Raw genomic sequence first — 10,263 nt, forward strand, 5'->3', positions numbered from 1 at the left:
GGGTATTGCCGGAACCCTGCCCTATTATAATTGCTCAGCTGCCTCGAATCGACCGGCATGCTCACGGATCAACTGAGCCAGCTGCGGCGCATGGTTTGTTCCTTGCCGCCAGAATTGCCTCCGCCAGTGCTAGATCTATTGGTCTGGTAATTTTGATATTTTCTACAGAGCCGTGAACTATGTGTACAGGGACGCCGAGCCGCTCCACCAGAGCTGCATCATCTGTGGCCCTTACTGCTCGACGACCCGCTTCACGGTGCGCTCTTCGGATGAGAGCGGCGGCAAATGCCTGCGGAGTTTGAGCCAGCCACACCGAGGAGCGCTCGAGGGTGCGAGCCACCATTCCTGCAGACACTTCCTTTACGGTATCCTGCACCGGAACTGCAGCCACGGCAGCACCGTACTGCCAGCCGCTCTCCACCACCTCGGCGAGCAGATCAGGAGTGATCAGAGGTCTCACGCCGTCATGAATTACCACAATCTGGCATTCGGGCGGTACTGCCTGCAGTCCCTGAACAACACTGTCCTGACGTTCTTTGCCGCCATGTACAACCGCTAGAATCTTACTGAGTTCGCCTCTGTCCGAAATGAGATCCTGCCACATCCTCTCCTGCTCACTGCCCACAACGACTATAATCCCGTCAATACTTTCACTTTTTTCGAAAACTCTCAGAGTATGCAGCAAAACAGGCACACCTGCCAGAGGGAGATACTGCTTCTCCCTTGTCGTTGCCATGCGCTTTCCTTCACCGGCAGCAACAACAATGGCTACTGTGCTTCTAGGCATAAGCACCTTTTCTACATTCCAGGAGCTTTCCCTGCGGCGATAGGTCAGAGATGCGGCAATCTGGACGGCTGCAAAGGGAGAATAGAGCAGGTCATAAGCCGAGTTCTGTGCCTATTCGGGAATAGCCCGAACAGGTAATGATCATTCATCTAGGATCTCGGTTACCCGAGATCTCCAGCGACCTACCCGAGAGCTTGGACGGGCCATCCTCGGATGCTCTCCTATTTGGTCTTGCTCCGGGTGGGGTTTGCCAAGCCTCCAATGTCACCACTGGAGCTGGTGAGCTCTTACCTCACCGTTTCACCCTTACCCAGTGGTATAAGCCCTCGCAGGCCTCCCTGGGCGGTCTATTTTCTGTGGCACTTTCCTCCCGTCACCGGGACTGGGCGTTACCCAGCACCCTGCCCTCTGGAGCTCGGACTTTCCTCCCCCCCGGTTGTTTCCTCACGGACAACCCAGGGCGGCGATCATTCGACCTACTCTATCCTCCAGACCTGAACATAGAGATCTCAGCCTTGCCATTTTTCGGTTGGGGCTCGCTATCAATGGCCTGGTTGGCCAATCGGTCAGCCTCCGTATTCAACTCTCGCCTTATATGTACGATATCATAGTCAGAGAAATGCTTCAAATGGCTGCGGACCATGTCATAGAGTGGCCGCAGTGTGGGACTCTTCACTTTGTAGCTTCCTTGCAGCTGCTTCACCACCAGCTCGGAGTCCAGGGAAATTCGCAGGCGGCGCATACCCAGCTTTCTTGCTGTCTCGAGCCCAAGAATGAGGGCTTCATATTCTGCTTCATTGTTTGTCCTGGTACCCAGATAGCGGCACACTCTCTTAATTGGCCTGCCCTGTTCATCGGTAATAACTGCACCTGCTCCTGCAGGTCCTGGATTGCCGCGAGCAGCACCATCACAGTATAGAGAACCACTGGCCGTTTTGCCCCGGCCGCCGCTCCTGGGCAATGGTGAGGCTGTGTCCCAGCATTGACAATTCCTGATATGCTGCGCTGCCAATTCGATGAGGCGGCTGGCTTCCTCTCTGGATAAGTCTGCCGTCCGGAAGGCCACGCTTCCTTCAGCAATTGCTACGGCCACTTCCTGGAGGATTGCAGAGATACGTTGGCGATCAACCTTTTTCATACTGCTGCCTATGCATCGAGGGCTTCAGCCAGGGGAGCTTTCTGGTACTCTTTGTGCCCCAGCCAGTACATAATTCTCTGGCAATTTGGACACTGCAGCAGCTGTTCATTCTTTTGCAGTTCTATGAACATCTGAGGGGGAAGATTCATATGACATACCTGGCAAATCCCAGCATTCACAGGTGCCATTGCCGTTCCTCCCCTATGTTTCTTCAAGAATTGGTATCTTTTTAAAAGATCATCAGCAATCTTTGGACTGATAGCCTCCCTTTTTTGTTCGAGTTCAGCAATGAGCGCATCAGCCTCTGCTGCCAGCGCCAGCAGCCTTGAACCCTCTTTTTCCTGGCGTTGCCGTGCCTTTTTCACCAGACCCTCTACCTGCTTCACTTTGGTATGCAGCTGTTCGAGAGTCTCCATCTTCTCCAGAATAAGGTCTTCTTTCTCCCGGATAAGATTTCCCAGTTCATCAATTTCTTTGAGAATCGCCTGATATTCTCTGTTGCTTTTCACGGCGAGCAGCTTTTCTTTGCTCTTTTTGCGGCGACGTTCTAGATCTTCTACTTCCTGCTCCAGTGCACTGCGGCTGCGTTTTGCCGCAGCCAGCATTTCCACAGTCTGATCCCGTTGCCTTTCAACGCTTTCCACTTCTTGCCGCAGCGCATCTATCTCTTGCGGCGTTTGTGTTTTTCTGCTTTCCAGTACCTGAATCCTCCTCTCGATATCCTGTAACTCTATCAGGAGTTGTAGCTGCTTTTGCAAAATTGCCTCCTGCCCAATTGTTGCCCTATCAGGTAATTGTCCAACGCAAGATCCAGAAAACAAAAAAGGGTGCCGGACCTAGTCGCACCCTTCACCCCGAAACTCTCGGGCCATCTTACCGTGATCTGGTTGCCCGCCCTTGCCTCCACAAGAAGAGGCGTGGGGTATCTTCAGCGGATAGCCCGTGATGATGTGGGGAACTCTTGCTGCCATGATAAATAGTATGGTGGGCCCACCTGGATTCGAACCAGGGACCGACCGGTTATGAGCCGGTGGCTCTTCCAACTGAGCTATGGGCCCTCGGACGACTCTGTTCTCCTTGGCCATGAAAACTTACTGCTCTGTTCTTTGCCATATGACCGTTCTGAAGTTGCAGTGACGCAGATCTTATATTGAGCCCGCCAGCCTTTGTCAAGTGAAAACCTTCTCTGATCTGCTGGTAGCAATTCCTCTATTGTCAGGTCTCAATAAAGCTCTTGAGCTTTCTTCTTCTGCTGGGATGCCTCAGCTTGCGGAGAGCTTTGGCCTCGATCTGCCGAATTCGCTCTCGAGTGACGGCAAAGTCCTGACCGACTTCTTCCAGAGTATGATCCGCCTTCTCTCCTATGCCGAATCGCATGCGCAACACTTTCTCCTCTCTCGGAGTGAGAGTGGATAGTACCTTCCTCGTCTGTTCAGAAAGATTCAGGCTGATAACCGCATCAACCGGTGAAGTGACTTTCTTGTCTTCTATAAAGTCTCCCAGATGACTGTCCTCCTCTTCGCCTATGGGAGTCTCCAGCGAAATTGGCTCCTTGGCGATTTTGAGGACTTTTCTCACTTTTTCCAGCGGAAAATCCATTTTCTCCGCAATTTCTTCCGGAGTGGGTTCCCGGCCGAGCTCCTGCACCAGATAGCGAGAAGTGCGGATGAGTTTGTTTATCGTCTCAATCATGTGGACCGGGATTCTGATTGTTCTTGCCTGATCAGCGATTGCTCTGGTAATGGCCTGCCTGATCCACCAGGTGGCGTACGTGCTGAACTTGTAGCCCCTCTGGTATTCAAATTTGTCCACCGCCTTCATCAGACCGATGTTGCCCTCCTGAATCAGATCAAGGAACTGCAAGCCGCGATTGGTATATTTCTTGGCAATACTCACCACCAACCGCAAGTTAGCTTCAACAAGTTCACGCTTGGCATCCTTTGCTTTCACCTCACCAGCTTCCACTTGCCGCAGAATTTGCTTCAAGCTTCGAGCGTCCATTTTTACTTCCTGCTCAACTCTGCGAATCCGGCGTTGACTGTTTTTGATGGTCTTTTCCATGTCGAGAAACTGCTCTTCGGTCATTCTATATTCCTGGGCAATCTGAGGCAGCATTTCTGGGTTGGTGCGCACCTGTCTAAAAAGTCTTTTCAATTCCTGTACAGGCTTACCAGTGCGAATCATGCAGCGCTCAATACTCTGTTCACCTTTTTCGAGGCGTTCAACGCAGTTTCTCATTTTCTCAACAATTCTGTCGATCTGTCCTTTATCCAGACAGAGATTTTTCAAGAGCAGTCCCAGCTGTCTCTTTCTATCTGCGATATCTCTTTGAATAGATTCCTTGAGGCTGTTGTCTAGAGAACTCTCCTGCAGTTGTTCCTCCAGTTTCTGCACCTTCTCACTGAGCTTCTGCACCTCATCCAACAGGCTGAGCAGTTTTTCTTTTTCCTGAGCCTCCTCTTCAGGGTTCAGTTCATCGTCGAGATCTTTGCGCACCTCTCGCACGCGCAGCTTGTTCTGGGATATTTTCTCTCGAAGACTGAGAATTTCGCCAACACCAATGGGAGTGGCAATAATTGCATCGATTATTTCCTGTTCCCCCTGCTCGATCCGCTTGGCAATTTCGACCTCCCCCTCTCTTGTGAGAAGAGAAACCATGCCCATTTCTCTCAAATACATTTTAACTGGATCGGTTATCCTGCCCCCTGAGTCGTCTTCTGCTATTCTCGGGGCCGCTTCCTCATCCTCTAGGGTCTCGTCTTCTTTGTCAATTTTCTCCTTGAGAACCTTTACCTTATGGGAGGAGTCGACGATCTCAATATCCATCTCATCAAAGATCATCATCATATCATCGAGCTTCTCAGACGAGACGAGATCGTCTGGCAGGGCATCGTTTACTTCTTCATACGTCAGATACCCCTTCTCCTTTCCAATGGAGATCAATCTCTTGAGATCCTCCATGTTTGATTTTTTAGCCATCAATCCATCCCCCCCTTGGCAAAGTTTCTAGTTCTGTTTGCTCCCCTGCTGAGAAGAGCTGCTTTTTCTGCGAGTAGCTGCCGTAATAGCTCGTCATCTTTTGCTTGTTCGGCTGCGTGAATGCGCTGCTGCAATCTTCTCAACTGGGTGCTGCGGCGCTGCCCCCGTTGTTTGATCCCCTCGAGATATTCAGGCAGCCGGACTCTTACGTCATCTTCTCTCCACGGGCTCTCCTCCAGAGACCATGCCGTGACTCTTTTTTTCATTTCAGCGTCGTCCAGTTCCGAGACCAGTCGTGAAAAATCTACTGATCCGTCCGCCTCGTATTGCTTCAGCAGGTTTTCGCCTAATCTTTTCCAACCGCTTCCCTCGAAGAATTGCAAAGCCTGACTCTCTTTCAACAGCGGCACCCCCTGAGGATAATGAAAAAGGATGCGTATGACTACTTCTTCCATACTGGGCACTCGCACCTGGGATTCCTGCTGCGGCAGCTTCGCCCTGGACTTTACAGGGTAAATGTGCCACCCCAGTTCGCGCCGCAGAGCTTCTTCACTAGCATTCAGACGCTGCGCCAGCATGCGCAGATAGCTGTCCTGAGCAACCCTGGAGTCCACCAACCTGAGTACTGCTGCCACGGACCGCACTACCTCAACTTTACTCTCCACCGAGCCGTCATATTTTTCCAGAGATACCTCCAGGAACGCCTCCAGCAAAGGCTGCGCCCTGTCGAGGAGCAGCAGGAAGGCATCCCGCCCACTGTTGGCCAGGAAATCATCAGGATCCATGCTTTCCGGCAGCCTCAGGTTTCGGACCGGAATCTTCTCCCTGAGAAAAAGCTCCAGACTGCGAAAAGCAGCTTTCTGTCCTGCCTGGTCTCCGTCGAATACCAAGACCGCCTTCGGGGCCAGATGTCTGAGCAAGCGGACATGTTGCACTGTCAGTGCTGTTCCAAGCGGGGCCACCACGTTGTGGATCCCGTAGCTGTGCAGGGCCAGCACATCAAAATAGCCTTCTACCAACAACACCTCCCCGTGCTCCCGACACGAGGCTCTTGCCGCTGGTGCCCCATAGAGCACTCTCCCTTTGCGAAAAATCAGAGTTTCAGGACTGTTCAGGTACTTGGGCAGCGTCTCATCTAGACTGCGCCCTCCAAAGCCCACAACTTTTCCAGCCCTGTCTCTTATGGGGAAAACAAGTCTGTGGCGAAAACGATCATAGCAGTCGTTCTGGCCTTTCTTCACCAGGAGCCCTGCCTGAATGCCAATATCCAGGGGCAACTTGTTGCTGAGTAGAAAACGTTTGAGGCCATCCCAGCGTGCTGGAGCATAACCCAGCTGGAATTCGTTGACAATTTCTTTGCCAATGCCCCTCTTCTCTAAGTACTCCCTTGCCGCCGTGCCTTGCTGGTCTTCCAGAAGCAGGCTGTGGTAGAAGCGGGCAGTTTTTTCATTTACAGCATAGAGGCTTGCCGCCAGTTCCTTTCTTCTCTTCTGGGCAAAACTCTCACGCTTCTCAGGAAGCGTCACACCATAGCGATTTGCCAGCTCAATCACTGCTTCTTTGAACGTCAGATTCCGAACTCGCATGAGAAAATCAAAAACGCTGCCACCAGCGCCACAGCCAAAGCAGTGAAAAATCTGCTTTTCTTCGCTCACCGTGAATGAAGGTGTTTTTTCTGTATGGAAAGGGCACAATCCCACGTAGGTGCTGCCACGCTTGCGCATCGACACGTAGGAAGCCACCACCTCCAGAATATGAGCAGCTTCCCTGACTTCCTCAATGACCTCTCGAGTTAGTACTGTCGTCACTCAGGAATCTCCATGTCCCGCATGCACATCCAGAATAACAGGCAAATCAAGGGACAACCATTCGGCCTGAGTCACTCCTTGAGCTCCACCACAGTTACCCCTGTTCCCCCCTGAGATTGCCGTTCGTGGCGAAATCCCTTCACCAGGGCATGATCCATCAAGAAACCGTGCACTGCCTGCCTGAGCTTGCCTGTACCATGTCCATGGATAACGTAAATTGAGGAGCAATCTTCCAGGATAGCCTGATCTATTGCCTTGTCCAGCTTGGCCAGGGCTTCTTCAACTCGCAGCCCAACCAGGTCCAGATGGCGATTATAGCCATCCCTGGGCTGAAGCATGAGCTTAATGCCGCTGCTGCTTGGGCTATGCTTGTCCTCATCTGTAGCCAGAACTTCCAGGTCTGTTGCTGCGACTTCCACTCGTTTCTGTCCTATCTGGACCTCAGCACGCCTTCCCCCTTCCTTGAGTCGCAGAATGGTGCCTGTGGCCGCCGTACTGCTCAACCGCACCCGCCTTCCTGCCGCAAAAGGTGGCAGGACCGCAGACTTCTCTGGTTTTGGCTGCTTCAAGACAGCACTGACACTCTCTTTAACCTGCTTCAGCCTTTCATGAGTTTTCTGGGCACCAGGAGCACCTGACCGCTGGAAATCGCTGATCATTGCTCTAATTTCTTTGTCAGCTTCAGAAAGCAGCAGGCTTGCCTGCACTCTGGTCTCTTCCAGGATTGCTTCCCGTTGTGACTGCAGTTGCTCCTGTTCCCGGGCAAGGGCGCTCCGAAGTCTCTGCAGCTGTTGCCGTTCTTTTTCCAGCTCAACCAGCTGACTCTCAGCCCGGCGCCTGGCCTTTGCCAATCCTTCAATAAGCTCAACCGTCCAACGGCTGTTTGGTTCTAGATACCGTTCGGTGCGCTGCAGCACCCTGCTCGGCAGAGAAAGGTCAGCAGCCACTTTCAAGGCATTGCTGCTGCCAATCGTCCCATAAAGCAAACGATACGTGGGGCGGCCAGTTTCTCCATCAAACTCTACCGCAACATTCTCCACATTAGCACGCCCAGCCCCGTAAGCCTTGATCAAGTGGTAATGGGTGGTGACCACCGCAAATACTCGCCTCTCCAGCAATTCGTCCATGACAGCAAGGGCGAGGGCTGCCCCCTCGGCCGGGTCGGTCCCTGTGCCAATCTCGTCAAACAGTACAAGGGTGTCGGCATCAGCATGCTGCAGTACTTCAACTATTCTCTTGATTCTGGCAGAAAAGGTGCTGAGATGTGCCTGCAGGTCCTGTTCATCGCCAATTTCGGCAAAAATATTGCTGAAAACTGGCCATTCACTGCCTTCGGCAACAGGCACGTGCAGTCCTGCCTGTATCATAGCACCCAGGAGTCCTAGGGTCTTGAGAGATACAGTCTTTCCCCCTGTGTTGGCCCCGCTGATGATCAACATGCTCTTTTCTCGCGACAGCTCGAAATCATTGGCCACGACGATCATCCTGCTGTCGTCTCTCTTTTCTCCCTGGGGGTGCGGCAGGCAATCTCTTAATACTGCAGGCAGCCCGCCGGGCTCTTGCGCCTTCTCCTGGAGGATGAGAATGGGGTGGGCCGCCTCCTTCAGTCGTATCCTCTGGCCATTATTGAGTTCAGGTTCTCGTCCGCCCAGGAGACGACTGAGGAGCACTTTGGCGTGCACGGAGTCGATATGGCCCAGCCAGTATTCATTCAGTCTGAGTATAGAGGCCTTTCCCAGAACTTTCTCCGTCAGTTGCCGCAGGATGCGCGCTTCCTCCTCTTTTTCCAGTGCCCGCGCCCGACAAAGTTTATTGTTGAGTGGTACCGCACTCAGGGGCTCCACAAACGAGGTGGCTCCCTTGTGAGACGTATCGTGTACTATTCCCTCTATTGCTCCTCGAGCCTCGCTCCGCAGAGGAATAACCAGCCGATCGTTGCGGACGGTGATGAGCTTGTCCTGAAGTATCTTCTGAGAAGAAAGACGGTCTAGAAGCTCGCTGAGTTCTTTATGGAGCTGTTCCCTGACAGTAATAATCTCACCCCTCAAACGGGCAAGTTCAGGGCTGGCATCGTCTCGGATCCAACCTCTGTGATCCACAGTTTTATTGATTGTCTTCAGGAGCTCGGCAAGTGGCTCCAGCTGCTCCAGGAGCTCCAACAGTCTATGGTAGCGTTCGGCACACTGCCTGGCCAGGCTGTGAAGTCTCTGGGTGGCCTCTAGAGTAGAAGCAATTTTCAGAAGACTTTCTGGCTGAAGGCTCTGGCCGCTTCCCTCGACCTGCTCCAGAATATCGCCCACTGGCTCTATGCCGAACAGAGGCAAGTCATTGCCAACCTGCAGATATTCTTTAAGCTCGCTTACCTGAGCAAGCAGCTTTTCAATCTCCAGTCTGTTATCGCCAGGGCGCAGTTCAGCGCTTCGCCGTCTTCCTGGTTCACTGCGGCACAGGGCTACCAGACATTTTACAATAAAGGGAAATTCAACTACCCGTAGAGATTGATAGTCCATAGTACTCCCCACGGGGAAAACTCTTCTTTTCTCCGTGAAGCCTGCAGGTGCGAAGAATCATGATCATGCTCTCGTTGGCAGCGTACAAGAAACCTGGCAAACCTGCCTCCTGTAGATGCGAAATGATTTGAGATGGGAGAATTTCAGAAGTGGTTCAGGTGAAGGAAATCTGTTTGCCCATTGCGCTGAACAATGCCACATCCCCACGGAGATGCTGCCAGTTACCACATCGGCTGTGCTCATCTGCCTTCCCTGTCGTACTAACTCGGTAACAGATGCTACTTTGCCGTGAGTTTGGATTTTACCAAGGCATTGACCCTGGCACCGTCAGCCCGCCCTGCCAACTTTGCCATTGCCGCCTTCATGACCTTGCCCATGTCCTTTGGCCCGGTGGCACCCACATGGGCAATAATCTCGTCGAGCTCCCGTGCTAATTCTTCCTCTGACAGCTGCTCGGGCATAAATCTCGAGAGGATTGTCAATTCTTCCTCCTCCACAGCCGCCAGGTCTTGCCTTTCTGCCAAGCGATACTGCTCTATGGCCTCGCGTCTCTGCTTGATCTGAGTAGCAATCACTTTCACTATTTCTTTATCTTCTAGAGGACGCCGCAGCTCTTTTTCTCGTCTCTTCATTGCAGTCAGCAGCAAGCGTAAACTGGAAGTGGCTCGTTTGTCCTTGGCACGCATGGCATCTTTGAGTGCCGCGGCAATGTCGCTTTGCAGTGTCATGGTGTCTGTCTCTTGATGCAGGTTAGCCAACCCTATGCAAGCGTTTCCTGAAATGGCTGCAGGCCGAACGTGGCTGCCGGCAAGCGCTGCTTGCTGAGGCAATGATTTCAGACCTTTTCTTTTGCCCGTCAGGGATTTTAGTTGCAATCAAACTTATTATTTTAATCGCTTTTCTGGAAATGTCAACAGATGCTCTCTGGCCCAAATCCACCGCCACGATTAAGGCGGATCGATTTTTGACCACATTGGTGTTAGCATACAGGCTCACTTATGGACGCGAGCTGTTTCGATAGCTCTATCCGGGCATGAAATG

The 10,263-nt window shown here is 52.4% G+C and carries 7 protein-coding genes, 1 tRNA gene and 1 other RNA gene; all 9 read right to left on the minus strand.

Features of this window, described 5'->3' with window-relative positions:
* Positions 1–61: 61 nt before the first annotated feature.
* Positions 62–787: a 2-C-methyl-D-erythritol 4-phosphate cytidylyltransferase gene (gene ispD, locus JRI89_07665; protein MBW2071119.1), complete on the minus strand. Its 726-nt coding sequence runs from the start codon at positions 785–787 to the stop codon at positions 62–64.
* A 79-nt stretch (positions 788–866) separates the two neighbouring features.
* Positions 867–1,270: RNase P RNA component class A (gene rnpB / locus JRI89_07670), an RNA gene on the minus strand.
* The gene (locus JRI89_07675; GenBank protein MBW2071120.1) at positions 1,269–1,925 is read right to left on the minus strand and encodes a ribonuclease HI family protein; all 657 of its coding nucleotides are present in this window, start codon (positions 1,923–1,925) and stop codon (positions 1,269–1,271) included. The genes rnpB and JRI89_07675 overlap by 2 nt, the downstream gene beginning before the upstream one ends.
* Before the next feature lie 8 nt (positions 1,926–1,933).
* A complete protein-coding gene (locus JRI89_07680) occupies positions 1,934–2,683 on the minus strand; it encodes a hypothetical protein (GenBank protein MBW2071121.1) in 750 nt (249 codons plus the stop codon).
* Positions 2,684–2,907: 224 nt separating this feature from the next.
* Positions 2,908–2,983, minus strand: a tRNA-Ile gene (locus tag JRI89_07685).
* 157 nt (positions 2,984–3,140) lie between these two features.
* Positions 3,141–4,904 carry an RNA polymerase sigma factor RpoD gene (gene rpoD, locus JRI89_07690; protein MBW2071122.1) on the minus strand — a complete coding sequence of 588 codons (1,764 nt, stop codon included), beginning with the start codon at positions 4,902–4,904 and terminating at the stop codon, positions 3,141–3,143.
* Positions 4,904–6,712, minus strand: coding sequence for a DNA primase (locus tag JRI89_07695; protein ID MBW2071123.1), 1,809 nt, complete (start codon positions 6,710–6,712; stop codon positions 4,904–4,906). Before JRI89_07695 ends, rpoD begins: the two co-directional genes overlap by 1 nt.
* Before the next feature lie 71 nt (positions 6,713–6,783).
* Positions 6,784–9,222, minus strand: coding sequence for an endonuclease MutS2 (locus JRI89_07700; protein ID MBW2071124.1), 2,439 nt, complete (start codon positions 9,220–9,222; stop codon positions 6,784–6,786).
* A gap of 278 nt (positions 9,223–9,500) precedes the next feature.
* Positions 9,501–9,950 (minus strand): GatB/YqeY domain-containing protein, encoded by a 450-nt coding sequence (locus JRI89_07705; protein MBW2071125.1) that lies wholly within the window; start codon positions 9,948–9,950, stop codon positions 9,501–9,503.
* Between the last annotated feature and the right edge of the window lie 313 nt (positions 9,951–10,263).

This window comes from Deltaproteobacteria bacterium (assembly GCA_019309045.1).
Classification (GTDB): domain Bacteria; phylum Desulfobacterota; class Syntrophobacteria; order BM002; family BM002; genus JAFDGZ01.

Bases quoted from the DNA above. Each gene is read 5' to 3' on its own strand.
- JRI89_07700 (MBW2071124.1), bottom strand. From the start codon at position 9,222: ATGGACTATCAATCTCTACGGGTAGTTGAATTTCCCTTTATTGTAAAA.
- ispD (MBW2071119.1), bottom strand. From the start codon at position 787: ATGCCTAGAAGCACAGTAGCCATTGTTGTTGCTGCCGGTGAAGGAAAG.
- rpoD (MBW2071122.1), bottom strand. From the start codon at position 4,904: ATGGCTAAAAAATCAAACATGGAGGATCTCAAGAGATTGATCTCCATT.
- JRI89_07675 (MBW2071120.1), bottom strand. From the start codon at position 1,925: ATGAAAAAGGTTGATCGCCAACGTATCTCTGCAATCCTCCAGGAAGTG.
- JRI89_07705 (MBW2071125.1), bottom strand. From the start codon at position 9,950: ATGACACTGCAAAGCGACATTGCCGCGGCACTCAAAGATGCCATGCGT.